This is a genomic window from Peribacillus sp. NPDC097224, from assembly GCF_044761985.1.
Classification (GTDB): Bacteria; Bacillota; Bacilli; order Bacillales; family DSM-1321; genus Peribacillus.
In genome coordinates this window covers 35,577-62,028 of the sequence record NZ_JBIWDK010000009.1, presented here as the reverse complement: position 1 = coordinate 62,028, position 26,452 = coordinate 35,577, and the positions used below count along the sequence as shown (strand labels likewise).

Genomic DNA, 26,452 nt, shown 5'->3' with positions numbered 1-26,452 from the left:
AGGCAAAACGATGTCTATGAAAACGAGTTCTGCCAAGTTTAAAGACCGGGTGGACGAAGGAATACAGAATGACTTTATGCGATTGGCCGTTTCGAGTGCCCAAGAACGTTTACATGGACGCCGCCTAACGGCCGTTGATGAATTGGGAAACTGGGAGGAATGGCGCTCCCTTGGGGAAGAAATCCGCCAACATGTACTAAGTAACCTTGATTTTTATTTACATCAGCTTGCCGAAAATGTATCCAAAAGGGGCGGTCATGTCTTTTTTGCGGAAACGGCGGAAGAAGCTAGTGGGTATGTTAAGGACGTCATCGAAAAAAAGAACGCAAAAAAAGTCGTGAAGTCGAAATCCATGGTCACGGAAGAAATTAACCTGAACGCAACACTAGAATCAGCGGGAGTCGATGTCATCGAAACGGACCTAGGCGAATATATCCTGCAGCTTGATAACAATGATCCGCCTTCACATATCGTGGCACCAGCGCTTCATAAGAACAAAGAACAAATTAGAGACGTTTTCAAAGAAAAGCTCGCCTATACGAAAACTGAAAAGCCTGAAGAGCTGACGGACCATGTCCGGGGAATCCTGCGGAAAGAGTTCCTGAGTGCCGATATTGGAATTACTGGCTGTAACTTTGCGGTTGCTGAAACGGGCTCCATCGGTTTGGTAACGAACGAAGGCAACGCAGATTTAGTGACGGCCCTTCCAAAAACCCAGATTACGGTGATGGGGATGGAACGTCTCGTACCGACGTTCGATGAATTTGAAATCCTTGTCAGTTTATTGACGAGGAGTGCGGTCGGCCAGAGATTGACCAGTTACATTACCGCCCTTACCGGACCAAGAGATGAAGGGGATATTGATGGCCCCGAAGAATTTCACCTTGTCATCGTGGATAATGGACGTTCCAAGATTTTAGGGACTGAATTCCAATCGGTACTCCAATGCATTCGCTGTGCCGCATGTATTAATGTTTGTCCGGTCTATCGTCAGGTTGGCGGTCATTCCTACGGTTCGATTTATCCAGGCCCAATCGGGGCGGTACTTTCCCCTCTTCTTGGTGGATATGAAGATTATAAGGAATTGCCTTATGCATCGACGCTTTGTGCAGCCTGTACAGATGCCTGTCCAGTAAAGATCCCGCTTCATGATCTATTGAGGAAACATCGTGAAGTCATTGTCGAAAAAGAAAAAATGGCTCCTTTTTCTGAAAAAATGGCGATGAAGGCATTCGGAATTGGCGCTGCCTCCCCGATGCTTTATAAATTCGGATCCAAAATGGCTCCTTCCGCCATGTCTCCTTTCAAGACTGGGGATATTATTTCAAAAGGACCAGGACCACTTAAGTCTTGGACGGAAAGCCGTGAATTTCCTGCCCCTAATAAGGAAAGCTTCCGAGATTGGTTCAAGAACCGTGACAAAGGAGGGCAATCATCATGACCGGAACCATTCAAAACGAGGATACATTTTTAGCGAAGATAGCCAAGAACTTGGGGAGGTCCCCCATTACGGAAGGCATATCCCGCCCCGTATGGAAACATGCCCCACAGATGGAAGTCTTGAAACATGCAACACAAGAAGAGCTCGTCGAGGAATTACGAGAACAGTGCACCCGGATTCATACTCAGGTCCATCTTACGGATTCAAGTCAGACTGCACATGTTTTGCAACAGGTCATGGAAGAACTTGGACATGGGCCTGTCATCATCCCGAAAGACCAAAGATTCACAGACTATCAATTAATGGATGTATTGAATGATACAGGCGTCCATGTTTGGGATCATCAAATCGGGAGAAAGAATATTGAAATGGCGGAACGTGCCAACATCGGCATAACGTTCAGTGAAATCACGCTGGCCGAATCTGCTACAGTCGTTCTGTATAGTGATAAGGACCATGGCCGCTCGATTAGCTTCTTGCCCGCTTGCCATGTTTCCATCATTCCAAAGAGCAGCATCGTTCCGAGGATGACCCAGGCCGCTATGGCACTCCGGTCCAAGGTTCAGCAAGGTGAGCTTGTTCCATCCTGTATTAACTTCATTACAGGGCCAAGCAATTCCGCTGACATCGAAATGGATTTGGTCGTAGGCGTTCATGGCCCAATCAAAGCAGTCTATATCATCGTTGAGGATAAATAAAGAAAAAATGGAGAGCTCCTTTTAGTAGGAAGCTCTCCATTTTCATCTCATTGATTATTCATAGATAATCCGGTCCACCGTTTCCCGGTCGAGGCGTTTGATCACTTCAACTATGAGTTTGACGGCATTCTCATAATCGTCACGGTGTAACATCGCAGCATGGGAATGAATATAGCGCGTCGCAATCGTAATGGCTAATGCGGGTACACCATTTGCGGTTAGGTGAATGGAACCGGCATCCGTTCCACCGCCTGGAATCGATTCATATTGATAAGGAATGTTCATTTCATCAGCCGTATTCGTAACGAAATCCCGTAATCCTTTATGGGCCACCATCGATGCATCATAAATGACGATTTGCGGGCCATTCCCCATTTTACTCATCGCTTCTTTATCACTTACACCAGGTGTATCCCCTGCAATCCCTACATCAACGGCAAAACCGATATCCGGCTGGATCTTGAATGTCGATGTTTTAGATCCACGCAGGCCCACTTCTTCTTGGACTGCTCCAATTCCATACACTACATTCGGATGTTCACTATCTTTCAATTGTTTCAGAACATCGATCGCGATGGCGCAACCAATTCGGTTGTCCCAAGCTTTGGCAAGAAGCATCTTATCATTATTCATGACCGTGAATTCGAAATAAGGCACCACCATGTCTCCTGGCTTGATTCCCCACCCCTGTGCTTCTTCCTTACTGGTCGCTCCGATATCAATGAACATATCCTTTATCTCAACCGGCTTCTTCCTCGCTTCTGCCGTTAAGATATGCGGCGGTTTTGACCCGATGATGCCTGTCACATCGCCTTTGCTCGTCACGATCGTCACACGCTGTGCAAGCATGACCTGTGACCACCATCCCCCTACCGGCTGGAAACGTAAAAATCCTTTATCGTCGATTCGTGTAATCATGAAACCGACCTCATCCAAATGGCCCGTCACGACAATCTTCGGCCCATTTTCCTCACCTGTTTTCTTAGCAATCAAACTACCCAATCCATCCGTGGAAATTTCATCCGCATATGGAGTTATGTATTCAGTCATGACCTTTCTTACTTCACTTTCATTCCCGGCAATCCCTTTTGCATCCGTTAAGTCTTTCAACATCTTAAGCGTTCCATCTAATTGAACCATTCCCGTTCCTCCTCATTCATACACTTCAACTTTCATTATACAAAATATGGGTATAACCCACAATTAATAGCCATTCTTCTGCCGTTCATAATTCACTTCATTCTTACTGACATACGCGGCCTCTACATCCACCGCAGAAAAGCCAAGCATCTCCCCTAAGCGTAAGTACTCGGTAAATACCGCTTGAAAGGCAGGCTCCTCCTGCTGTACACGAAACTCATTGATGGATCCATAAATCTTTATAAATTGCGCAGTTACATCCTCCCCTTTCAGATGGGAAGCTGATTCCACTTTGGGCATAAACCCTTTTTCAATGCCAAGTGACAGAATAAAATGTATGCCATCCACATATTCAGCTAAAACCGTATCCTTATCCGAAGCGCCTTTAAGACTCCAAAACTTAAAACATCTTGTTTCGTTCGCCAGCTCGCCAAGCTCTACTAATAGAGCCAAAATCTTTCTCTCAACAAGATCCTCATTATGTAATGCATGTTTCTTCTCAATATGTTCATCCAAGGCAGCCTGCATGTCCATCAATTTTTCGATATTCATTTCATCACTACTTTCATCAGTCATGCTTAAATTATATCAAATAAATGAAACTTATTAAAAACCTATACGTAAAAGAAAGGAATCACTCTGTTTAGGAGGAAACATGATGGTATTAATACTACGGATCTTGCTTTTGGCTCTTATCATCTTTTTCATATACACGACAATCAAATATTTATTTAATCCGAAACGAAAATTGGAACTTGCACACGAACAGAAAAAGTTCTTTTTGCTCGATGATACATCGAATATCCGCAAGAATTTTTTATTGACCTACAACGGGGTGATGTTTGAAGGGGAAAAATATTTAGGTACGACCGAACGTTCCTTTGAGGTGATCTCCATTTTCATCTGGCCGAAGAAAACTTCCGCTTTGAAAGGCTTAAAGCGTGATGATTTCTTAAAGATTGAAAGAGCCATAAAAAAACAATATCCAGATGCCATGATTGACTGGAAAAGTCCGGTTAAGGAGTTTTTGACCGACTAAAATGGCAATGGCCTTGAGTGACTTCCACTCAAGGCTTTTATTTTTCATGCGATTGAAAAAATTCTTTCCATGGCACGACCGTCTGCTTTTCCCTCAATAAGTACAGCAATAAGGTAAGCGATAATAAAATGATGATGATGAGTGTCGGGCTGAAATCCGCAATATAATGACCGAAAACCGTATAGACGAAGGCAACGGGGATATTTGTCATGAAGGATAAATAAAAGTAGTTCTTTAATCCTTTATTGGATTCCAAAAGACAGAGGGATAATAAATAGTAATGGATGAACGGAATTAGCCGCAATACCGCAATTTGACGGCTGTTAAGTTTCCGATTTCCGAATAGCTTATTTTTAAGACGAAACAGTTTTTCCTGCATTTTAGGAAACTTTTCAATGACGAAATAAAAAATCATATTAGCAAGGGTCAGACCGATGATGGAGTAGATGGTTCCAAAAGCTGCCCCGAATAAAATGCCCCCTGAAATGCAAACGACTATCACAGGTATGAATAAAAACTGTCGTAACAAATGGAAAGTGATGAAAATTAATGGTGCAAACACACTGCCGGATTGAACGTAACCCATTAAAAGTGTCAGTTTTTCATCCATGTTCTCCCTCCAGCTAATTCTTGCTGCTTCTACAAGCATATACGCAATTTCAGTAACATATGACTAACGAATGATGTTGGTGAGTAATAGCACAATCTGGATAACCATTAAAGCAGGTAGCCCCCATTTAAAAGTGAAGTGCTTCGTTTTATGGCGGAAATGACGCATCCCCATGAATGTTCCCGTTCCCCCGCCAATGATGGCCCAGGTCCAGAGTGTCTTTTCACTAATCCGGTATTCCCTCTTCCGTGCCTTCTTTTTATCGATGCCCATCAACACAAACCCGATGATGTTGACCATGATGAAATAGACAAGAACGAACCATATCGTTTCCATCTTCTTTCCCTCCTTGCATATAAAAAGCCGCCCTCTTAAAAAAGAGAGCGGCTTATATCAGTCAGACTTATTTGTCTAATTGTTGTTTAGCAGCAGTTGCTAATTGAGCAAAAGCTTGTTCGTCAGCTACAGCAAGATCAGCAAGCATCTTACGGTTCACTTCGATACCAGCAAGCTTTAAGCCATGCATTAAACGGCTATAAGATAGTCCGTTGATGCGAGCAGCTGCGTTGATACGAGTGATCCAAAGTTTGCGGAAATCACGTTTTTTCTGACGACGGTCACGGAAAGCATAGTTTCCTGACTTCATTACTTGTTGGTTAGCTACTTTGAAAAGAATATGTTTCGAGCCATAGTAACCTTTAGCTAATTTTATAACCTTTTTACGACGTTTGCGAGTAACAGTACCGCCTTTTACACGTGGCATGTTATTTCCCTCCTATTTAACTCGATAAATCGAACTTATTTAATGTTATCTAACATATGACGAATACGTTTGAAGTCACCTTTGCTTACAAGGCTAGCTTTGCGAAGCTTACGCTTTTGCTTAGTAGATTTGTTAGCAAATAAATGGCTTGTGTAAGCGTTAGAACGCTTAAGTTTACCGGATCCAGTTTTTTTGAAACGTTTAGCTGAACCGCGGTGAGTTTTCATTTTAGGCATAAGGTATTCCTCCTCATTACAAAATACTTAATAATTACTTTTCGGCTTTTGGTGCTAAAATAATGAACATGCTGCGTCCATCCATTTTTGGATGTTGCTCGATTGTAGCCACTTCTTTACATGCATCTGCAAAACGAACCAATACGCGTTGACCGATTTCCTTATGCGTGATAGCACGACCTTTGAATCGGATAGAAGCTTTTACTTTATCGCCTTTTTCAAGGAATTTGATTCCGTTGCGAAGTTTCGTATTGAAATCATGTTCTTCAATCGTCGGGCTCAAGCGAACCTCTTTCAGACTGATGACCTTTTGATTCTTACGAGCTTCCTTGTCTTTCTTTTGCTGCTCGAAGCGGTGTTTTCCGTAGTCCATAATCCGGGCTACCGGAGGCTTTGCATTTGCAGCAACTAAAACTAGATCAAGATTTACACGAGCGGCTATTTCCATTGCCTCGAATTTCGTTTTAATTCCAAGTTGTTCTCCGTTTTGGTCAATAAGACGAACTTCACGGGCTCGGATGCCCTCGTTTACCATCGCGTCTTTACTAATAGTTAGCCACCTCCAAAGATATTGGCGAATACGAACGTTTGAATCAATTAGGTCACGCTCACAACTCGCTTACAGGATATAATAAAATAAAAAAAGTGTGGATGCATGCAGCACCCACACTGATAGACTAATTTAGAAAAATCCAAATAATCAAATCATGACCTGTTAACTGCATTGCTTGCGTCAACCAGGTGAGAAGCGGGTGCCTCTTCTTTCCTCAAACCGTATTCAATTCACTTTAGAAATATATCATAAACACTGATGACTTGTCAAATACTTAATTCGTTTTAATTCGTTCGTTTTTCACAACAGAATTAATCTTATCAAACATTAGGAGATTTGACAATACATTTTCCTAAAGTATTTAGAATAAATAACATTCACCATCATGCGACCACGTCAAAATGGGAGTGCTTCACTACATCCTCGAATTCATAAACCCATCTTTTGATTCACCGATGCTCAGGCCTACCATGGCCTGTCACTCCATTTCCTGCATGATCATCACCTGTTAGGATTTTCTTTTGCCTTTTTCTTTTTCTCAATCGAATCCCACGAAAATAGAGCGATCCAAAACAGCAGGACTGGGAAAATGGCATATTGTCGGTAATCATCCAACATCAATAAAACGATGACTAACAAAAAAGCCGGTGCAAATAAATAGGAAAATTTCTTTTTCATGATGTCACTCCTTATTCTTCGTTGTCTTTATCATGCCTTAATTAAAAGGGAGACACAACAATATGTGCCTCCCTTTTTTTGTTAACGACTCACTTCTGCTTTAATGGCTGAAACGAAGTCTTCGAAAGATACCGTTTCGGATTTTTGTTCGCCGTATTTACGGACGTTCACACTGCCTTCGTTGACTTCATTATCACCAACGACAAGCATGTAAGGGATTTTTTGCATTTGTGCTTCACGGATTTTGTACCCGATTTTCTCATCACGAGTGTCCAAATTAACACGGATGCCTGCTGCCTTCAGTTTATCTTGGATTTCTTTTGCATATTCAAGATGCACTTCAGGTGAGACTGGAATCACTTGTGCTTGGATTGGGGATAACCAAGTTGGGAAAGCCCCTTTGTATTCTTCGATCAAGTAAGCGACAAAGCGTTCCATGGTAGAAACTACGCCACGGTGGATAACGACCGGACGGTGATGTTTACCATCTTCACCGACATAGTTTAAGTCAAAACGTTCAGGAAGCAAGAAATCAAGCTGAACAGTCGATAATGTTTCGTCTTTTCCTAAAGCCGTCCGCACTTGGACGTCCAGTTTCGGACCGTAAAATGCCGCTTCGTCTTCCGCTTCGAAGTAATCAAGGCCAAGCTCGTCCATCGCGCCTTTTAACATGCTTTGCGCTTTTTCCCACATTGCATCATCGTCGAAGTATTTCTCAGTATTGTTTGGATCGCGGTAAGATAAACGGAATGAATAATCCTTGATATCGAAATCCTTATAGACTTCTAAAATCAGGTTCACGACACGTTTTAATTCGTCTTTGATTTGATCCGGACGGACGAAAATATGAGCATCATTCAATGTCATTCCACGTACGCGCTGCAATCCTGACAATGCGCCTGACATTTCATAGCGGTGCATCATGCCAAGTTCAGCAATCCTGATCGGAAGCTCCCGGTAGCTATGGATGCTGTTTTTATACACCATCATATGATGTGGGCAGTTCATCGGACGAAGAACCAGCTGTTCATTATCCATGTCCATCGCTGGGAACATTCCGTCTTGATAGTGGTCCCAGTGTCCAGATGTTTTGTAAAGGTCGACACTACCCATAACAGGTGTGTATACGTGGTCATATCCCAGGCGTTCTTCCTTGTCCACAATATAACGCTCAATCGTACGGCGGATTGTTGCACCTTTTGGCAGCCACATAGGCAGCCCTTGGCCGACTTTTTGTGAAGTCATGAACAGATCCAATTCTTTACCGATTTTACGGTGATCACGCTCTTTTGCTTCCTCTAAGAAACGTAGGTGGTCAGCCAGGTCTTCTTTTTTGAAGAAAGCCGTACCATAAATACGTTGCAACATTTTGTTCTTGCTATCGCCTCTCCAATAGGCCCCTGCAATGCTTAACAGCTTGAATTCTTTGATCTTTCCAGTGGAAGGTACATGAATTCCCCGGCAAAGGTCAAAAAACTCACCTTGTTCATAAATCGTTACTTGCTGTTCAGCTGGAATCGCATCGATCAATTCCAATTTATATTCGTCGCCAATCTCTTTAAAACGGGAAATGGCTTCATCACGGGTTACTTCAATACGTGAGATTTCCAGGTTTTCATTGACGATTTTCTTCATTTCTTTTTCAATCGCTGAAAGGTCATCAGGAGTCAATGATTCCTCAAGATCGATATCGTAATAAAAACCGCCTTCGATGACTGGACCGACACCGAATTTAGCGTTTTTATAGAGACGTTTGATGGCTTGTGCCATTAAATGGGCGGTACTGTGGCGAAGAACTTCAAGTGCTTCCGCAGCATCTTGTGTAACGATTTCAATGGTACCGTCTTCTTCGATTGGACGTTTCAAATCATATAGTTCACCATTGAATTTACCTGCAATGGATTTTTTTCTTAGTCCTGGGCTGATGGATGCTGCGATGTCTTCAGTTGTTGTGCCTTTAGCAAACTCCTTCACCGCTCCATCAGGAAAAGATATTTTCAGTTGTTCTGACATTGTAGCTTCACTCCTTCTTTTAGTTACCATCCGTTTCAAGTTTCAGGGGGATACCAAGCAATTGCGCGGATTAAAACACAAAAAAGCCCGCCCCTGTATAAAACAGGGACGAGCTTAGTAATTAAATTAACCCGCGGTTCCACCCTCGTTCCACTCTGCTTTTCACGGCAAAGTGACACTTGTAACTAGATAACGGCAGCTTCCCGTCAGCTCATAGTCGCAAAAAAATTGCTTTCCGAACCGAAGTTTAAAGGTGGTAAGTGTTCTATGCTAATAGGAAGCTTACAGCCTGCTGGCTTCCCTCTCTGTAAATTGGCGACTAGAATACCCGTGTCCTCATCATAACTTTTTGTTTTTAATAGTATGTAGGAAATTATAATTCGTTATGCATTGAAAATCAAGGTTAAAATTAGGTTTTACCCAAAATCCCCAAGATAATCATTCAGTGGCCTGCTTAAAGGCTGAAAGCGGCAGGACGGTCGCCCTTTCCTCGAAGATTCGTGTCATCGTTTGAATCAGGCCTTCCTCCTTATTATCCGTATAAATATATAAGCTAGCCGGTGCGATGGATAAGAGTGGTGCCCAAAGGACCGTATCAAGAAAGAATGAAATATCGGCCAGCAACTTCCTGTCAATCATGCTTGTCAGTTTTCGGCGATCCATCCTGCCAAGCTCATGATCATAGAATTGAAACCCGTCATGATTGACAAGGTGAAGCCTTGGTACCTTCGATTCCTGTTCATGCAGGCAATCCCTGAGCATCGCAATGAAATTTTGGTAATCCTGCTCGAGCTTATATTCATCGATGGCCCGAACTGCATACTTTTCCAACGCATGCTGAAAAGACCTTAACCGAAAGGTAGTGAACGAATCGAATGAAAAAGACACCTTTCCCGCCAATATACTCTGAAGGCCTTCTTCGATCAATTGCTTTTCCCTACTGAATAAACTGCCTCCACATTCGGTGTTTTCCGCTTCAATGATGGAAGAAGCTATCTCGATGATGGCATCGATTTCTTCTTGTTCTCGATAGAAAAATTTTCCGATGATGATTTGTTTAAGAACAGGAAGCGTTTTTTCTTCAAGTAAAAAGGAATGAAATGTTTCACTGAGCAGTGTCAGCCATTTATCGGTTTTTAGTTTGGACATATCGATAACGAGACCTTGTTGTGGGGAAAATTCAATATATGGTTGAACTTCTGTCCCCAAAGGATGGACAGAAACGAAATTCAGCAGTTTTAAAGCTTCCGAATCATTTTGGAACGTAATTTGCACTACGACATCCCCCCTTCCCCCTTGCTTTACTTTTTTCATGTATATGGGAATAGGGGCTTATTTAGAAGTAGGATGGTGTGAAAGGGCAAAAAAAAAGCAGCCTCTTTGTAGAGACCACCTTCCTTTACCTTCTGCGATTGATACCATCAAGCTTTACAGGTTCCGCTAAATATTGAATCCTCTCCAATACCCTTGCCGCTTTCACTTCTTCTTTCTCACCACGTTGGGAATAAGTCAAGTGATTCTCCAGACCCTTCATATCAAAATTGGAAGTGAAAAACGTCGGTAAATTTTCAAGCATTCTAAATTGCAGGATGGGCCCTATGACTTCATCCCGTCCCCAGCTTGTCATCGATTCTGCCCCAATATCATCAAGCATCAGGACAGGCGCCGTTTTGACCATCTCTATTTTCTCGTTGACGGTATTATCACCGATTGAACCTTTCAGTTCCCGTAAATAATCAGGAACATAGACGATCATCGAAGAGATTTGCCTTTGCGCAAGTTCATTGGCGATCGCACCCAATAAATACGTCTTACCAACGCCAAACTTTCCGTATATATACAATCCCTTTTGACGTTTGCCAGGCTCATATTCCATGATGAACGATATCGCTTTTCCTAGGACGCCTAACCGTTTATTTTCATCGTCCGTTTGTGAAAAGTCTTCAATCGTTGCCTTTAATATATCCTTGGGAACGTATAGACTGCGAATGAGCCTCTCCCGTTTCCGCTTCTCATCCTCTGCCAATTTCCTCGGACAGATTTCATAATTCAAATTAAGGGCCTTCCCTTGAACAACGAGCTTTGGATAATACCCATGCATCATATTGATGCACCCATCCAGGCTTGGACATCTATCACACTTGTTGCTCTGAGAAATGAATTCGTAAAGCTTACCTAAATTCTTATCAATCATTTCCTCTGTGACCGTTGAGCTATTGGCATTCAGAAAAAGACGCACCTGTTCATTTTCAAAGATTTCCTGCTTCAACTGTTCATAGCGTTTCTGGAAATCACCCGTATTGGCCAGTTTATTAAGCGATCTGTTAATCTTTTCCATCGTTTATTTCACCTCCAGCTTTCCACTGCTTCCACTTCTCTTGAAGCTCACGTTTTTGTTCACTCAGTTCAGGCTGTTCCGCTTTCTGTTCAGGCTGTTTCTCCTCGTCCTGTTCAAGCCAGTCCGGAACCACTTCTTCTCTGATCGATTTTTTCCGGCCACCTTTGGCAACGTTCTTGCTTCCTTGTGCCCACTCTTGGTATTTCCGGTGTTCATTTTTAGCCAGTTCCATCGCTTCTATTACTGTGGAAACCTTCAATCGTGCCCAATGACCTGCCAGTTTTTCCACATATCCCTTTGTGAATTTCATGTCTGTCTTAAGCATAACGTATTCGATTAAAACATTCACGACTCCAGGATTCAGCTTCTGATTGATCATTACACCTTCCACCACTTTTAAATCACCACTGGTCGGTTCCGCTCCTCCGGATAATTGCATGAGCCGATCACGCGGGGAAGTAGTCTCCAAATGGCGAATAAGCTCTTGCTCCTGTGTTTTCGGTTCATCCTTTTGCGTCCGTTCCCGTATAGGCTGTACACGATTGATCAAGGAAGGCATGTCGGCCTGGCGTTCAATTTGGTACCAGTCCCTTGCCGCTTTCCGAAGCAGCTCTTCATCGATCTCATCGTCCAGCGTTACGGCATCCATTACTAGTTTTTGCATTTCAAGCGGATTGATGCCATATAAAAAAGCTAGTTTGGCGATGGTATTTCTAATCTTAGGCGTAAAGGCCTTCTTGGGTACAATCGAGCTCTTCATCCCAGCGAACAAAAGATCAAAATCAAACAAGCCATCGAACCCCGAAGGCTCGACACCGTCAGATTGATCGATAAATTGCTGTTTAGGCAATGGGTTCCATTCGTTTTTGGCTTCATCCGTAACATAGAGGGAATCTAGATGATCTGATGAAAAAACCTCTGCAAAGGATTTCGTCACATATTCAAACTGGTCCGTTGCAATCGTGTCCACACAAAAGAATCTCTTCAGCCGGTTGAATTGGACTTTTCCTATTTTTTTATATAAATAGATATTCAGCATGCCATCCGTGAAAAACTGCTGCGGGGATAGGGGCGGATTCAATTCATAGATGAATTCCTTCGTATCCCCTTTCGATTTCTTGTACACATTCAGCAATCCGATTCCTTCAAGTAAAAGACGTGCTTCATATATATCGCCTAATTTCAGGCCCATGGTATTCATCAATTGATAATGGGAGGAAGCCTCCGACCAAAGCCGGTTCTCCTCCAATTCGCTCCATAACGTCATGTATAGGCTAATACAGATCGGTCCAATAAGAGGTTGGTACAGCCGTGTCAGTATTTTCCGATCATAATCATGAAGCAGCCCCGCAGAGGACACCATGTACGAATCCGCGGGGAGCAGTTCCTGCCAATGCATTGACATCTTCATTCAAACCTTTCAAAAGATATAGTGAAAAAAGAGCCAAAGTAAATCTTCAGCTCTACTTTCTTTCTTTATTTATTAAATCTTTCAGTTCATCGATAAATACATTAATATCTTTAAATTGTCGGTATACGGAGGCAAATCTCACATAGGCCACTTCATCAACTTCAGCCAGTTGGTCCATCACCATTTCACCGACACTGTCACTTTTCACTTCCGAAATACCCTGATTGCGCAATTCCTTTTCTACATAACTCGTTATTTGTTCTAGTTCCTTCAATGGAACCGGACGCTTTTCACAAGCCCTGATTAGTCCACGCAGGATTTTATCACGGCTAAACTCTTCCCGAGTCCCGCCCTTTTTCACGACGATCAACGGCGTCTCCTCGACCTTTTCAAAAGTAGTGAATCGAAACCCGCATGCCTCGCATTCCCGGCGTCGTCGAATCGATTTACTTTCATCGACAGGCCTGGAATCGAGCACTCTCGTTCCGTTATATTGACATGATGGACATTTCATCATTACCAGCTCCGTATTTTAAGTGATACTCCTAATCAAACTTCCCTAAGGAATACTATTTTATCTTAATCTTATATAAAAGGGACAACCAGTACAAGTAAAAAGTGAAACTTCAGGTAAAGGATGTGTGTACTTACTATGTAAATGCCTGTTAATGGAGCTTTTCCATGAGTGAAGAATGGCCATTTCATGGCATCAAAAAAGAGATGCATATATAGCATCTCTTGTTAACCCGTTTATTATAAAGCACCCATTTTAGTTTTTTTCATTTGCACGGGACCAAGTCCACGTGGAAGTTCAATATTCTCGCGCGTTTGTGCATTCAAAGCCTCCGCGATATAATCGGCTGCAATATTAGGATCTAAGTTGCCGCATGTATAAACATCAATGCTGGCATATCCATGTTCCGGAAAGCTATGAATGGTCAGATGTGATTCAGAGATAATGACGACCCCGCTCACTCCTTGTGGAGCAAATTTATGGAATGCCACCTCGCGAACCTCAGCACCCGATTTCAGTGCAGCATCGACGAAGATTCTCTCAATTAAATCAATATTGTTCAGTTTTTCAAAGTCACAACCCCAAAGTTCAGAAATGACATGTCTTCCCATCGTTTCCATCGTGTAAGCTGTTTCCATATTCTGTTCCCCCTTACATAATTAAAAATTCTGAATCCTTAATAACTACCACGGGGGAAAGTTAGTCCAAAGAGGTCCTAACCCTTTAAGTAGCCATTACGCAAACTCCCTTTTTAGGAAGTTCACGATTCATAGTATATAATGTATGGATTTCTTTTGCAACTGCATTTTGCATTTTTGGAAATTTAATCATTAATTGTTAATCTGACAGGACCAAGGAATTAATACCCAAGGTTCCGTAACTTTCCTAAACGTATCCATAAAAATAGCCCGTTAAACATATAACGGGCCATTACTCTTATTTAACTGACATTTGAACTTCAGAAGCCTTCGTCAACTCCGAAGCCACCAATTTTACAAGATCGACTACTCGATTGGAGTAACCCCACTCGTTATCGTACCAAGCCAGAATTTTCACTTTTCTATCACCAATCATCATCGTCGACAGACCATCGATGATGGCAGAATGCGGATTGGTCTTGAAATCACTTGAAACAAGCGGTTCTGTTGTATATTCCATAATTCCTTTAAGCTCATTTTCTGAGGCATCTATGAAAGCCTGATTCACTTCATCAATCGTAACATCACGGTTTAAATCCACAACAAGGTCGACTAAAGAGACGTTCGGCGTCGGTACACGTATGGCCATACCATGAAGTTTGCCCTTCAATTGAGGCAACACCAATGAAAGAGCTTTAGCCGCCCCTGTAGTCGTAGGGATGATGCTTTCTGCAGCCGCACGGGCACGCCTTAAATCTTTGTGCGGGTTATCGATGTTATTTTGGTCATTCGTATAAGAATGGATGGTTGTCATCAAACCATTGTCTATGCCGAACTTTTGATCAAGTACTTTGGCAACCGGTCCAAGGCAATTAGTCGTACACGACGCATTCGAAATGACGAAATGCTTGTCGATTTCTAACGCTTCCTGATTTACGCCCATCACAATGGTAACGTCTTCATTTTTACCCGGCGCGGAAAGGATGACCCTTTTTGCCCCTGCTTCTAAGTGCATGGCGGCTTTAGAACGCTCATTGAATTTACCCGTAGCTTCGATTACAATATCTATATCCATCTCTTTCCAAGGCAATAGCTTTGGATCGCGATTATTTATCAGTTGTACACGTCGTCCATTCACTACAAGAGAATCATTTTCGGCAATGATTATGCCGTCAAACTTCCCATGAATTGTATCATACTTCAATAAATGGGCTAACGTTTCAGCGGGATAGCTTGCATTAATGGCAACGATGTCCAGACTCTCATCTACTATTGCCTTACGGAAAACCATTCTTCCAATTCTTCCAAATCCGTTAATCGCTATTCTTGAATTCATTTATCGGACCCTCCTGAATATATTAATGTTATACTTAATACCCTTCATATGTAATTAGTATAACACATTACTCTTGAAATGTGTTAATAAAAAAGCGGATTTCTTCCTTTTTCAAAACAAAAAGGAAGAAACCGTTAAAGTCCCTTCCTTTTCCACTCTATAGGATCTCCCATTTCTTAAGTATTTCAACAACCTGCTTTTTGGTTTCTTCTATATCGCCATTATTATCGACGATGGCATCCGCTAGTTCCTTTTTATCTTTCAAGGGCATTTGCGAATGGATTCTCGCTAAAGCGTCGGTTTCCGTCAACGCATTCCGGTTCATTAATCGCTCTAGTTGAACCGATTCATCCACGTATACCAAAAGTGTCCTTTCCACCATGAACGTCAGCTTGCTTTCGAACAGGAGTGGAATATCCATGAATACCGTTTCCGCTCCAGCAGCAAGGACCTTTTCCGTTTCTTGGCGCATCCAATTTCTCACGGCAGGATGTACGATACGATTTAAAAGCAATCTTTTTTCTTGATTGTGAAATATGATTGAGCCTAACTTTGCCCGGTCGATCCTTCCATCAGACAATAAAAGATCTACCCCGAAAGCCTTCACCACTTGTAGGTAGGCCTCTTCCCCAGGTTCCACGACTGCACGGGAAGCCACATCCGCATCCACTATCACGAAACCCAATTCTCTTAAATACTGACTGACACTACTTTTCCCACTGGCAATTCCACCAGTGATCCCGATGATTTGTCCCATAAGCTCCCCCTTTTCCCCGTTCTTTATAACTTGAATAATCCGATTAAAATCAGTAAGACCCCCGGAAGAAAGGTCAGATGCTGCACGATTTTATTATTGGAAAGCAATTTACCGGATTGAAGTCCGCTCCCGATAAAGATGAAGCTCATCACGGCAATGCAAAGTGCAAGAATGATTGGGGAAATCCCCATCATGGCAGCTCCCACTCCGGCACCGAAGGCATCTAGCGATAACGCGAAGCCCAGTACAAGCGCCTCGATACCAGTAATCGTCCCTGATCTATCAAAATCGGCATTCATTGGTTTTTGTAAGATATTGATAGCCACTCCAAGTGATTTAATTTCAAAATTGAAGATGATTTTTTCGTGATATCGCTCATCATTCGTTTCCTTCTCGGGCCTAAAATATTGGTACACCATCCACGACCCCAAAAGTACGAGGATAATGCCCCCTGTTTTTTCTGCGGCCCCGACAGAGATAAGCTGACTGATGAATTCACCGATGACCATCGCAATACCCAAGCTCATTGCCGAACAGACCGATACGACAGCAATGGATTTCAAGGGTATTTTCACCTTGCGCATACCGAACGTCATGCCCACACCGAAACCGTCAATACTTACTGCAAAAGCAAGAAAAATAATTTGTAGCCACATCGGAATGAATGCTCCTTCCCATCTAGTTGCTACCCCAGTATATGGAAAGAGCCCATCCGATGTGTTTTCTCGAATTATTACTTATTCGGCTGGCAAGTCGGGCATATATGTGTGCCCCGTCCTGCGACGACTAGCTTTTCTAGCGGGGTACCGCAAATTTTGCAGTTTTCCCCTTTGCGTCCGTATACATTCAGTTCCAACTGAAACATGCCGATTTGACCTTGTGAGTTGACGTATGAACGTATCGTGCTCCCGCCTTTTTCCACCGCTTCGCTCAAAGTGGCGATGATTTCGGCATGCAGTTTTTGAATTTCTTCCAGTGTGAGGGTGGAAGCCACTCGTTCCGGATGAATGCCTGAACGGAATAAGGATTCGTCCACATATATATTACCAATCCCGACCACGACGGTTTGGTCGAGTAGAACAGGTTTGATCTTCCTGCTCGTTTTCGCAAGTTTTGCACGAAGTCCCTCGACGGTGAACTCTTCCGATAGTGGTTCAGGACCTAAATGCAACAGAGGCATTTGCACCATTTCTTCTCCTTTACGAAATAAATGCATCGTTCCGAATTTGCGGACATCCCGATACCTAAGCTCACTGCCATCCGTGAAGGTGAAGATGACATGGGTATGCTTATCGTAAGGTTCCTCTTTCGAATGGACCCCGTATTTCCCTTCCATCCTTAAATGGGAGACCATCGCATAGTCGTCCATGTTGAAAATGAGGAACTTGCCCCGACGGCCAATGCTGTGGATCGTCTGGCCCCTTAATGCATCTTGAAACTGTTCAACTGGCTCAGGTGCCTTTATGATTTTGGGCCAGAAGACGGAAACCTCCAGGATTTCCTTTCCTAAAACAAGCTGTTCCAATGTTCTTCTGACGGTTTCCACTTCAGGAAGTTCTGGCATTATAATCACCTATCTTCATTTATTTAGCATCAAACCATGTTGGTCCATATGCATAATCCACTTTGAGTGGAACGTTCAATTCAATCGCATTTTCCATTTCTTCCGGTACGATTTTCATCAGGATCTCGAGCTCCTCCGGTGGTGTTTCGAAAATCAATTCATCATGAACCTGCAGAAGCATCCTCGTTTTAAGCCCTTCTTTTTTCAGGCGTTCGTTCATATTGATCATCGCTAGTTTAATGACATCTGCGGCACTTCCCTGAATTGGGGTATTCATCGCTGTCCTTTCAGCAAAACTTCTGATATTGAAATTACGGCTCGTGATTTCGGGAATGTAGCGCCTTCTTTGCAGTAATGTTGTACTGTATCCGTTCTTACGTGCTTCATGAATACTTTCTTCCATATAATCCTGCACACCAGGGAAGCTTTTAAAGTACCTCTCGATGAACTCCCCAGCTTCCTTACGTGTTATCCCAAGACTTTGAGAAAGTCCATAGTCACTTATTCCATAAACGATTCCGAAGTTTACGGCTTTAGCGTGTCTACGCATATTTGATGTGACTTCCTCGGAAGGCACATGGAATACATCCATTGCCGTCCTTGTATGAATATCCATCCCGGCCCTGAACGCTTCAACCAATCCACTGTCATTGGCGATATGCGCCAATACGCGGAGCTCGATTTGCGAATAGTCGGCTGCGAAGATAATCCAATCCTTTTCGGAAGGAATGAACGCCTGTCTGATTTTCCGACCTTCCTCTAGACGAATCGGGATATTTTGCAAGTTAGGGTCCGTTGAACTAAGGCGGCCCGTTTGGGTCAACGCCTGATTGAATCGGGTATGCACCTTATCCGTTTCCTGGTTCACCACTTTGAGCAAGCCCTCGATATAAGTCGATTGCAACTTGCCCAATTGCCGGTACAACAGGATTTCCTTTACGATATCATGCTGGCTTTCCAGTTTTTCCAGTACATCCGCTGACGTGGAGTAGCCCGTTTTTGTCTTTTTGTACACGGGGAGCTCCAATTTTTCAAATAAGATCACCCCGAGCTGTTTCGGGGAATTGATATTGAATGCCTCCCCGGCTAAATCGAAAATTCGTTCCTCAATGCTTCTTAAGCGGACAGCCAATTCCTGTCCCATCTTTTTCAGCCTTCCGATGTCCACCTTTACGCCCTGCCACTCCATATTTGCTAGGATGATGGACAATGGCAGCTCAAGGTCCGTTAACAAATCGTATTGTTCGAACTCACGCAACTTTTCGATCATCGGGTCTTTCAATGCAAAAATGCCCTTCGCTTTTCTGGCAATATGCTCACTAAGTTCTGCATCTCCAGGTATCTTCCGCTTTGCTCCTTTTCCATAAAAGACATCATCGCTCTCTAGCCGCACAAGCCCTTGCGTTTTCGTGATTTCCGCCACTTCATCTACAGACTCTCCGGGATCCAAGATATAGGAAGCTAGAAATACATCAAAATCAATGCCTTTTATATCGATTCCACGGTGGCGCAGAAGTACAACCGTACGCTTCGCATCAAAGACCGTTTTCTTTTTGGTATCATCCTCCGCCCATGTTTTGAATACTTCAGATGTCAGTACGGTTTCACCCGGGAAATAAAAATGTCCATGTTCATTACTGATGGAGATACCCAGGATTTCTGCACGATGGTAGTTATCCTCAAGAATTTCAATGTATAGGGCATTCTCATCGGCAAGCATATCCATTGTCAATTCTGAACCCGTCTGAACATGGATGTCTTCCTGTTCTAGCGGTTCCCCTCCTGATACGTCCAGTTTTTCCAGAAGAGTCGAGAAACCTAACTCTTTATAAAAGTCAATGACCTTTTCCTGATCCATTCCGTTATATTCCGTTTCGTCCACACCCACTTCAATGGGAGCTTCTCGTGTGATTGTCGCAAGCTCCTTACTTAGTAGCGCAAGGTCTTTATGCTCCTCAATCTTTTCTTTTAACTTCTGTCCGCTAACCTCATCAATCGATTGCAGCAGGTTTTCGACCGTTTCGAATTGATGCAGCAATTTAAGTGCCGTTTTCTCGCCCACACCGGGGATGCCTGGGATATTATCGGATGCATCGCCCATCAATCCTTTAAGATCAATGATTTGTACGGGGGAAAGGCCATACTTTTCATGGATATGCTTCGGTGTATACTCCTCGATTTCAGTGATGCCCTTCTTCGTAATCGAGACGGTCGTGTTTGGCGAAGCTAATTGTGTTAAATCCTTATCCCCGGAAATGACCTTCACCTCGAACCCATCTTTCTCGGCCTGAAGGGAAAGCGTTCCGATAATATCGTCCGCTTCATAATTTTCCAGTTCGTACCGTTTTATTTGAAAGCAATCAAGCAGCTCCCTTATGAAGGGGAACTGTTCAGATAGTTCCGGTGGCGTTTTCTGACGGCCACCCTTGTATTCCTTAAAGGACGCATGTCTAAACGTCGTTTTGCCGGCATCAAAGGCCACGAGTATATGGGTCGGCTTTTCTTCCTCCAGAATGCGATTGAGCATCATGGTGAAGCCATATACAGAATTCGTATGGACCCCTTTGTCGTTATTCAAAAGCGGAAGCGCAAAAAATGCGCGGTAAGCTATGCTATTTCCATCTATAAGTACTAACTTTTTATTCAAAATTGTCTTCCTCCAGTCACACCCGTTTTATGTAGGTCGGCTTCTATTAATCACACAAAAAAACCGTTCATCGTCTCTTTCCATTCTACCATGAGTGGAAGTGGAAAGAAAAATGAACGGCTATGCTGTTATTTAGTATTTCCCATTAACAAGCTTGCGTACGGCGAGTCGGATGGTAAAATGATAACCGTTTGATTACCGACCGTTTTTTTGTAAGACTCCAGCGTCCGGTATAGTTTATAAAACTCTGGATCCTTGGAAAATGATTTATTATATATCTTAGCTGATTCTCCTTCTCCTTCAGCACGGATGACTTCTGCATCAGCTTCCGCCGATGAAAGCATTTCCTTCACTTTTCGGTCAGTGTTTGCGATGGTCCGGTTTTTCTTCGCATCCCCTTTTGATAGATATTCCTGCGCTTTACTTTCCCGCTCGGATATCATCCGCTTATAGACCGACTCCTCATTTTCAGCAGGTAAATCCGTCCGTTTGATACGAACATCAGTAAGACTGATTCCATAGTTGTCCTTCACTAACAGTTCATTGACCTTATCTGTGATGCGGTCGTTCAAGCTTCCCCTCGATGATTTCTCGTTGATGATTTCATCATAGTTCAGCTGCCCCAACTCTGAACGGACCGCAGAATAGATGAACTCTTCCATCCTTGTTTCGGCGTTTTCCAGTGTTCTCGCATTGGTGATCAATTTTTTCGGGTCTTCAATCCGCCAGACCGCATAATTATCGATCAACATCCTTTTTTTATCTCTTGTATTGATTTCTGCCTCGGATACATCGGAGCTCATTTGATACTTGGGCAAGGTCACAACGCTTTGAATGAATGGCACCTTGGCTTTCAGTCCTGGTGTTTTATCAATCCTAACCACTTCTCCAAATTGGCGGACGACTTTGTATTCCCCTTCTTTGACAATATACACATTAGTGAAGATGATCAGCATGAGGATGATAAAGATGATGAAGAATATCCCTATTTTCACATAACCTCTCCAATGAAAATCGCCCTTTTTTAGCTCATTGAAATCAATCACTTTTCCACTCATGGCTGGGTGCCCCCTTTCACTGCCGACTCTTCGTTATCCGGTGCTTTTGCTTCTTCTTCCTCAGGGACAGGCACCGTTTTCGTTTCTTCTTTTTCTAATGGGCGGAGCGGTAAATACTTCATTGTATTGCCATCATCATTCATGATATAAATATCCGCATTCGGCAATACCTGTTCAAGCGTCTCAATAATCAGACGGTCCCTTGTAATATCCTTATTGCCTTTATATTCACTATATAGTTTTTCAAATACTGCCACATCACCGCGGGCCGCTTCCGTACGGGCTGCTTTATCGCCGTTCGCTTTTGAAATAAGGGCATCTTTCTCCCCTTCCGCTTCATTAATCCTTTTGTTCTCGTATTTATTGGCTTCATTGATTTTCGTATTCGCCGTCTCCCTGGCATCCGTTACGTTCGTGAAAGCTTTACGCACTTCTTCGTTGGGCAGCTCGACATCCTGCAATTTAACCGCGGAGATGGAAATGCCCACGTCATATTTCTTCATCAATTCCGACAGCAATTCACGAACATCCGCTTCAATTTTCGCCTTACCGGAAGTGAGGGCATCGTCGATTTTCGTACTTCCGATGATGCTCCTTAAAGACGCGGAAGTCGTATCATATAAAATCTTCTGTGGATCATCCGAATTGAAGAGATATTTAGGAGGGTCGGTAATTTTCCATTGCACCACCAAGTCAGCCAGTACAATATTCTCATCACCTGTTATCATCTTGGTCTCTCTCGGATACTCCTTCACTTTTCCTCCTTCTTCCTTATACCCGAATTGGAGGCTGAATGTTTCCTTGGATAGTTTATGGACCGATTGAATCGGCCAAGGTAATTTAAAATGAAGACCTGGCTCTGTTATCGTCTCCTCCACCTTACCAAACGTCATAATGACGGATTGATCTGATTCATCCACCGTATACCAGGTGGAAATGGCCACCACTCCAAGTATTATAATAAGTAAAACAAGTCCCGTTACCGTATAAATCCTTTTTAAGCTTACGATATGTATCACCCCTTCTATTTGGTGTTATATCTTATTTACGCAAAGAACGGACCAAAGTTTCGTAAAATTGGAAATTTTTAATAATTAAGTGGTGACTCCCATTTCCATACAGAAAAAGGCAGGGACTAAAATGTCCCTGCCTTACTTAACTCCTTGGATGAGGGGTTGTACAATCATTGTACCCCTCCATTATGAAGCTTGTTTAAAGGAAGTGTAAAGTCTGTGTAAACTCTACCTATTCCCTTTCAATTTTTTATTCAATGTGACGATGAATGTCGTACCGGTTCCCGGTTTACTCTCTACGTTAATTTTGCCTTTGTGAACTTCCACAATATGTTTGACGATGGCAAGTCCAATCCCGGTTCCACCTGAATCTCGGCTCCTTGCCTTGTCGATTCGATAAAATCGTTCAAAGATCCTCGGAAGCTCTTTCTCCTCAATCCCGATTCCATTGTCCTGCACGATCACATCCACGGTTTGTTCCTTCTCCGCAACCGTTACAGTCACAATCCCACCATTTGGTGTATAAGCTAAGGCATTGGTAATCAAATTGATGAACACTTGTTTGATCCGATCTGATTCCCCTTCAATAACCACTGAATGCGAAGGCACTTTGACTTCGAGTGAGATTTCTTTTTTTCGTAGTTTACCCATGAGCATTTCCTGAATTTCTTTAAGGATGGTAGTCATATCTACCTTGTCCGTTTTCAGGACAAATTCCTGCTGTTCCATTTTGGATAAATTAAGAAGTTCCTGAATAAGCTCTTGAAGCCGATCGCTTTCGTTTAAAATGATCGACAAAAAGTGCTTTAAGGTTTTCTCATCCTTCCAGGCCCCATCCAGCAATGTTTCCGAAAAGCCTTTAATAGAAGTAATCGGTGTCCTCAATTCATGAGAGACATTGGCCACAAAATCCTTCCGCATTTGTTCCAGTCTTTTCAGTTCAGTGATGTCATGGAAAATAAGCAGGATCCCCTTCCATTCATCATAATCACCGATAATGGGAGCTCCATAGATTTCGAAATGCTTTCGTTTAAGGGCAAGCGGAATTTTCACCTGACGTTTTATCGTTTTTTCCGTCCTGAAAATCTCTTCTATTAGAGCTATGACTTCTTCATCCTTTATCACAGAATAATAGTCTTGATATAGGAATGTATGCGAATCTACATCAAAGGTTTTCTTGAATTCCCGGTTGATTAGCGTTGTATATCCTTTGCTGTCAATTAACAGCACACCACTCCCCATATTTTCGACGAGCGTTTCCAAACGATCCTGGTTCATTTCCCTCGCCATTTCGGTTTCTTGGAGGTTCCTTGCCAGGATATTCAACGAGTTCGTCAACATCCCCGTTTCATCTGAATGTTGCTCGAATTTTCGGGTACGGTAATTTCCTTTTGCCAGGTCAATCGCTGCCATTGTGGCCTCTTCAATCGGCCGGGTGTAATAGGAAGTGATTTTACTTGCCAGCATCAGGATGATGATCAAGGCTGCACCCAAGCAAATGACCAATATGCTCCACATTTGCCGGTTGACTTGTTGAATTGCCTCGATTTCATTACTATGGATGACAAATCCTTCAATCTCGCCATCCTTTTCAACGGCGCTCCAGTAATAATGAAGGTCCGAATCCCCCTCCACCACTTCATAGCCTTCACGCTGCTCCCCCGTTTTTTCAAGTGTGATTTTCCGAAGGACTTCTGCATGGCTATCAAGCAACTCATTTGAAGAGGACGAATCATATAAAACCTCTCCATCTGTCGAGAGAATGGTTAAGTTGGATTCAAGCAACGGCGTTAGTTTCGACGTTTTACCTTTTTCCAAAAAGGAGGTGATACCGCCATGCTCTTTAATATATGTAGAAATGAAAAACGTTTCATTTTGAATTCGTTCGTTGAATGTTTTAATATAATAGCTTTTGAAAAGATGGCCCAACAAAAAACCAACGGCCATCAGTACCACCATCACCAGCGTGATGAGGGTAAATAGCAGTTTCTTACGGTAGGTCGTCATTCTCTTTTAGGCTCCTCGAACTTGTAACCCAAGCCCCTTATCGTTTTGATATACAGAGGTTTCTTTGTGTCTGATTCAATTTTTTCCCTCAGATGGCTGATATGGACATCCACGATACGAGAATCTCCGGCAAAATCATAATTCCACACCGTGCTCAATAATTGATCCCTCGTTAACACTCTTCCCTTATTCTTCACGAGGTATAAAAGTAATTCAAATTCCTTTGGAGTCAATTCTAGTTGATTCTCCTCGAAATAGGCTTCATAGCGTTCAGGGAAGATCTTCAAGTCGCCTATTTTCAGTGAATCATTCTCTGGATCATCATTATTTTCAGTACTATTAGAATGCTGTGATCTTCTTAGTATCGCTTTAATCCGGGCAACTACCTCTCGTGGGCTAAAGGGCTTCGTTAAGTAATCATCTGCTCCTAATTCCAGGCCAAGCACCTTATCAAATTCATCATCTTTAGCTGTTAACATCAAAATCGGGATATTTATTTTCTGTTGGCGAAGCTGTTTACACACTTCAAGCCCATCCAATTTGGGTAGCATTAAATCCAATACGACCAAATCAGGACAAAGCTCAACAGCTGCCTGTAAACCTTCTTCCCCGTCCAATGCTGTAATTACAGAGTAACCAGCCTGCTCTAAATTGTATTGAAGTAAGGTAACAATTGATTGTTCATCATCCACTACGAGAATTTTCTTTGACATTAGATCCTCCTGAATTATGTATTACCCTTAAGACATGCTTTTGTCTACTCATCCAATTCTATTATAAAGAATATTATCTGTAATTCACACTTAAAATTCTCTCGTCCTCCCAAAATCACCAATTCCTTTTACTGCCTCAAATAAGGTAAGGACGAAAAATCCGGGCCGATACATAAAAAGACCACCTGATAGGTGAAAGGAACACAAGCATTCCTGTCACGTTTCGGGCAGTCTTATGAAACGGATGAGTTATTGTAAGATTTTCATGACTGCTTTAACGGAATCGACTGATTTCGAAAGGGCAGCTTTTTCAGATTCCGTCAATTCAAGTTCGATGATTCGTTCAATTCCATTGGCACCTAAGACCGTAGGCACACCAAGGTAGATTCCTTCGAATCCATATTCACCTTCAAGGTAGGCGATTGATGGAAGAACGCGATGTTGGTCTTTCAGGATTGCTTCCGCCATTTCCACAAGGGATGCCGCAGGTGCGTAATAGGCACTACCATTGCCAAGTAGGTTGACGATTTCCCCGCCGCCAGTACGAGTACGGGCAACGATTGCGTCTAGACGGTCTTGGGGTATTAATGTTTCCAAAGGAATGCCTCCGGCGTATGAGTAACGTACTAAAGGCACCATGTCGTCACCATGCCCACCCAGGACGAAACCGGTTACGTCCTTAACCGACATATTCAATTCTTGAGCGACGAACGTACGGAAACGGGCAGTATCAAGCACGCCTGATTGTCCGATTACTCGTTCTTTTGGAAAACCCGATTCTTTGTAAACCGTATAAGTCATTGCATCTACTGGATTGGTTAAAACGATGATGGTTGTATGTGGAGAGTATTTGACCACTTCTTTCGTTACAGCTTTCATGACTTTTTGGTTCGTCTGAACTAAATCATCACGGCTCATGCCTGGTTTGCGGGCGATCCCGGCAGTGATGATGACGACGTCTGAGTCTGCTGTATCTGAGTAGTCAGAAGTGCCGATGATAGAGGCGTCAAATCCTAGGACAGGACCTGCTTCAGCCATATCAAGTGCCTTACCTTTTGTAGGGTTTTCTGATTGTGGAATATCAACTAAAACGATGTCACCGAGTTCTTTTTGAGCGGCAAGGAATGCTGCGGTAGCTCCAGTGAATCCTGCACCAACTACTGTAATCTTTTTACGTGTAGACATGTTAATTCCTCCTTAAAATATGCAAATATTTCGGAATACTTTTAACATCTGTATACATAATTATACGCCTCCCGGAAAAGGAGCTGAAGTCAGCTCTTTT

At 42.9% G+C, this 26,452-nt stretch carries 27 protein-coding genes and 1 other annotated feature; of the genes, 3 read left to right on the top strand and 24 right to left on the bottom strand.

Annotation, left to right across the window (positions count from 1 at the left end; translation table 11 throughout):
* Positions 1 to 10: 10 nt before the first annotated feature.
* Complete coding sequence (locus tag ACIQXR_RS16835) at positions 11 to 1,441, top strand: LutB/LldF family L-lactate oxidation iron-sulfur protein (protein ID WP_402874459.1); 1,431 nt, start codon at positions 11 to 13, stop codon at positions 1,439 to 1,441.
* Complete coding sequence (locus tag ACIQXR_RS16830) at positions 1,438 to 2,139, top strand: LutC/YkgG family protein (protein WP_402874456.1); 702 nt, start codon at positions 1,438 to 1,440, stop codon at positions 2,137 to 2,139. Before ACIQXR_RS16835 ends, ACIQXR_RS16830 begins: the two co-directional genes overlap by 4 nt.
* Positions 2,140 to 2,193: 54 nt before the next feature.
* On the opposite strand, the gene ACIQXR_RS16825 is transcribed toward ACIQXR_RS16830, so the two are convergent.
* Together ACIQXR_RS16825 and ACIQXR_RS16820 are read right to left on the bottom strand one after the other, a co-directional pair.
* Positions 2,194 to 3,279, bottom strand: a complete 1,086-nt coding sequence (locus ACIQXR_RS16825) for a M42 family metallopeptidase (RefSeq protein WP_402874454.1) — start codon at positions 3,277 to 3,279, stop codon at positions 2,194 to 2,196.
* 63 nt (positions 3,280 to 3,342) lie between these two features.
* Positions 3,343 to 3,831: a dUTP diphosphatase gene (locus tag ACIQXR_RS16820; protein WP_402874643.1), complete on the bottom strand. Its 489-nt coding sequence runs from the start codon at positions 3,829 to 3,831 to the stop codon at positions 3,343 to 3,345.
* Between the two features lie 106 nt (positions 3,832 to 3,937).
* Here ACIQXR_RS16820 and ACIQXR_RS16815 point away from each other — a divergent pair, with 106 nt between their 5' ends.
* Positions 3,938 to 4,318, top strand: a complete 381-nt coding sequence (locus ACIQXR_RS16815) for a sigma-w pathway protein ysdB (protein WP_402874451.1) — start codon at positions 3,938 to 3,940, stop codon at positions 4,316 to 4,318.
* 37 nt (positions 4,319 to 4,355) lie between these two features.
* Here the strand turns inward: ACIQXR_RS16815 and ACIQXR_RS16810 are convergent, their stop codons facing one another.
* The 22 genes from ACIQXR_RS16810 to mdh all read right to left on the bottom strand — a co-directional run bounded on the left by ACIQXR_RS16810 (position 4,356) and on the right by mdh (position 26,352).
* A complete protein-coding gene (locus tag ACIQXR_RS16810; protein ID WP_402874448.1) occupies positions 4,356 to 4,928 on the bottom strand; it encodes a TVP38/TMEM64 family protein in 573 nt (190 codons plus the stop codon).
* Positions 4,929 to 4,991: 63 nt separating this feature from the next.
* Entirely contained in the window at positions 4,992 to 5,264 is a 273-nt protein-coding gene (locus tag ACIQXR_RS16805; RefSeq protein WP_402874445.1) for a DUF1294 domain-containing protein, read from the bottom strand.
* Between the two features lie 67 nt (positions 5,265 to 5,331).
* Complete coding sequence (gene rplT, locus ACIQXR_RS16800; protein WP_402874442.1) at positions 5,332 to 5,691, bottom strand: 50S ribosomal protein L20; 360 nt, start codon at positions 5,689 to 5,691, stop codon at positions 5,332 to 5,334.
* Between the two features lie 35 nt (positions 5,692 to 5,726).
* Entirely contained in the window at positions 5,727 to 5,927 is a 201-nt protein-coding gene (rpmI, locus tag ACIQXR_RS16795) for a 50S ribosomal protein L35 (RefSeq protein WP_034309070.1), read from the bottom strand.
* Between the two features lie 34 nt (positions 5,928 to 5,961).
* A complete protein-coding gene (infC, locus tag ACIQXR_RS16790) occupies positions 5,962 to 6,462 on the bottom strand; it encodes a translation initiation factor IF-3 (RefSeq protein ID WP_402874439.1) in 501 nt (166 codons plus the stop codon).
* A gap of 98 nt (positions 6,463 to 6,560) precedes the next feature.
* Positions 6,561 to 6,697, bottom strand: a sequence feature (ribosomal protein L20 leader region).
* Positions 6,698 to 6,981: 284 nt separating this feature from the next.
* Complete coding sequence (locus tag ACIQXR_RS16785; RefSeq protein WP_402874436.1) at positions 6,982 to 7,158, bottom strand: hypothetical protein; 177 nt, start codon at positions 7,156 to 7,158, stop codon at positions 6,982 to 6,984.
* Between the two features lie 81 nt (positions 7,159 to 7,239).
* Complete coding sequence (thrS, locus tag ACIQXR_RS16780; RefSeq protein ID WP_402874433.1) at positions 7,240 to 9,171, bottom strand: threonine--tRNA ligase; 1,932 nt, start codon at positions 9,169 to 9,171, stop codon at positions 7,240 to 7,242.
* 438 nt (positions 9,172 to 9,609) lie between these two features.
* Positions 9,610 to 10,446, bottom strand: a complete 837-nt coding sequence (gene ytxC, locus ACIQXR_RS16775) for a sporulation protein YtxC (protein WP_402874430.1) — start codon at positions 10,444 to 10,446, stop codon at positions 9,610 to 9,612.
* A 124-nt stretch (positions 10,447 to 10,570) separates the two neighbouring features.
* The gene (dnaI, locus tag ACIQXR_RS16770; protein WP_402874427.1) at positions 10,571 to 11,509 is read right to left on the bottom strand and encodes a primosomal protein DnaI; all 939 of its coding nucleotides are present in this window, start codon (positions 11,507 to 11,509) and stop codon (positions 10,571 to 10,573) included.
* Entirely contained in the window at positions 11,496 to 12,914 is a 1,419-nt protein-coding gene (locus tag ACIQXR_RS16765; RefSeq protein WP_402874424.1) for a replication initiation and membrane attachment family protein, read from the bottom strand. The genes dnaI and ACIQXR_RS16765 overlap by 14 nt, the downstream gene beginning before the upstream one ends.
* Positions 12,915 to 12,972: 58 nt before the next feature.
* On the bottom strand, positions 12,973 to 13,434 hold the full coding sequence (gene nrdR / locus ACIQXR_RS16760) for a transcriptional regulator NrdR (protein ID WP_402874421.1): 462 nt from the start codon (positions 13,432 to 13,434) through the stop codon (positions 12,973 to 12,975).
* A gap of 239 nt (positions 13,435 to 13,673) precedes the next feature.
* A complete protein-coding gene (gene speD, locus ACIQXR_RS16755; RefSeq protein ID WP_402874640.1) occupies positions 13,674 to 14,054 on the bottom strand; it encodes an adenosylmethionine decarboxylase in 381 nt (126 codons plus the stop codon).
* Between the two features lie 316 nt (positions 14,055 to 14,370).
* Positions 14,371 to 15,408, bottom strand: a complete 1,038-nt coding sequence (locus ACIQXR_RS16750; protein ID WP_402874420.1) for a glyceraldehyde-3-phosphate dehydrogenase — start codon at positions 15,406 to 15,408, stop codon at positions 14,371 to 14,373.
* Positions 15,409 to 15,565: 157 nt separating this feature from the next.
* Complete coding sequence (coaE, locus tag ACIQXR_RS16745; RefSeq protein ID WP_402874417.1) at positions 15,566 to 16,165, bottom strand: dephospho-CoA kinase; 600 nt, start codon at positions 16,163 to 16,165, stop codon at positions 15,566 to 15,568.
* 23 nt (positions 16,166 to 16,188) lie between these two features.
* Positions 16,189 to 16,821, bottom strand: coding sequence for a sporulation membrane protein YtaF (gene ytaF, locus ACIQXR_RS16740; protein ID WP_402874414.1), 633 nt, complete (start codon positions 16,819 to 16,821; stop codon positions 16,189 to 16,191).
* A gap of 77 nt (positions 16,822 to 16,898) precedes the next feature.
* Positions 16,899 to 17,729, bottom strand: coding sequence for a DNA-formamidopyrimidine glycosylase (mutM, locus tag ACIQXR_RS16735; RefSeq protein ID WP_402874411.1), 831 nt, complete (start codon positions 17,727 to 17,729; stop codon positions 16,899 to 16,901).
* Positions 17,730 to 17,748: 19 nt separating this feature from the next.
* Positions 17,749 to 20,376 carry a DNA polymerase I gene (polA, locus tag ACIQXR_RS16730; protein ID WP_402874408.1) on the bottom strand — a complete coding sequence of 876 codons (2,628 nt, stop codon included), beginning with the start codon at positions 20,374 to 20,376 and terminating at the stop codon, positions 17,749 to 17,751.
* 128 nt (positions 20,377 to 20,504) lie between these two features.
* The gene (gene hflC, locus ACIQXR_RS16725; protein ID WP_402874405.1) at positions 20,505 to 21,434 is read right to left on the bottom strand and encodes a protease modulator HflC; all 930 of its coding nucleotides are present in this window, start codon (positions 21,432 to 21,434) and stop codon (positions 20,505 to 20,507) included.
* Positions 21,431 to 22,444 carry an FtsH protease activity modulator HflK gene (hflK, locus tag ACIQXR_RS16720; protein WP_402874637.1) on the bottom strand — a complete coding sequence of 338 codons (1,014 nt, stop codon included), beginning with the start codon at positions 22,442 to 22,444 and terminating at the stop codon, positions 21,431 to 21,433. The genes hflC and hflK overlap by 4 nt, the downstream gene beginning before the upstream one ends.
* Before the next feature lie 231 nt (positions 22,445 to 22,675).
* Positions 22,676 to 24,454: a two-component system histidine kinase PnpS gene (gene pnpS, locus ACIQXR_RS16715; protein ID WP_402874403.1), complete on the bottom strand. Its 1,779-nt coding sequence runs from the start codon at positions 24,452 to 24,454 to the stop codon at positions 22,676 to 22,678.
* On the bottom strand, positions 24,451 to 25,167 hold the full coding sequence (locus ACIQXR_RS16710; RefSeq protein WP_402874401.1) for a response regulator transcription factor: 717 nt from the start codon (positions 25,165 to 25,167) through the stop codon (positions 24,451 to 24,453). The genes pnpS and ACIQXR_RS16710 overlap by 4 nt, the downstream gene beginning before the upstream one ends.
* Before the next feature lie 249 nt (positions 25,168 to 25,416).
* Complete coding sequence (gene mdh, locus ACIQXR_RS16705) at positions 25,417 to 26,352, bottom strand: malate dehydrogenase (RefSeq protein WP_402874399.1); 936 nt, start codon at positions 26,350 to 26,352, stop codon at positions 25,417 to 25,419.
* Between the last annotated feature and the right edge of the window lie 100 nt (positions 26,353 to 26,452).